The organism is Cognatundibacterium luofuense (genome assembly GCF_018139685.1).
Classification (GTDB): Bacteria; Pseudomonadota; Gammaproteobacteria; order Burkholderiales; family Burkholderiaceae_D; genus Undibacterium; species Undibacterium luofuense.
Genome location: NZ_JAGSPN010000070.1, coordinates 1 through 602 on the forward strand (window position 1 = coordinate 1; position 602 = coordinate 602).

Annotated in this window: 2 protein-coding genes; both read left to right on the plus strand. The window is 51.8% G+C overall.

Features of this window, described 5'->3' with window-relative positions:
* Positions 1–466 (plus strand): YhdP family protein (locus KDM89_RS19350; RefSeq protein WP_329604702.1); only part of this gene is annotated, 466 nt, incomplete at its 5' end.
* Positions 466–602 (plus strand): nitrilase-related carbon-nitrogen hydrolase (locus KDM89_RS19355; protein ID WP_329604703.1); only part of this gene is annotated, 137 nt, incomplete at its 3' end. The genes KDM89_RS19350 and KDM89_RS19355, both read left to right, overlap by 1 nt.

Consider the following 602-nt stretch of genomic DNA (forward strand, 5'->3'; position numbering starts at 1 on the left):
GAAATTATTAGGCGTATTGAGTATGCAATCTTTGCCACGTCGGTTGACGCTGGATTTTCGCGATGTGTTTTCTGAGGGCTTTGCTTTTGATGGCATTAACGGCCATGCTGTGATCGAAAAAGGGCTGGCGCATACCGAGAATCTGAAAATGCGCGGTTTGAATGCGACCGTGCTGATGGCAGGTAAGGCAGACATAGTGAATGAGACCCAGGATTTGCATGTGGTGGTGATTCCGGTCGTGAACGCCGGCGCTGCTTCCGTTGTGTATGGTCTGGCAGTCAATCCTGTGATCGGGTTGGGGACTTTTTTGGCACAGCTATTTTTACGTGAGCCTTTAGCCAAGGCGTTTACTTTTGAATATGGCCTGACTGGTTCCTGGACTGAACCCGTCGTCAAAAAACTGGAGGGCGGCCTGAGTCACAGTGCTTCCTCCGCTGAAACCAGTAAAACAGGGAGAGGTGAATGATGAAGGTGGCGGCGATACAGATGATTTCGTCTGCGGACTTGAATGACAACCTGGCGACAGCGGAGCGCCTGATACGACAGGCCGCTGCAGAAGGCGCGCAGCTATTATTGTTGCCTGAATACTGGCCCCTGATGGG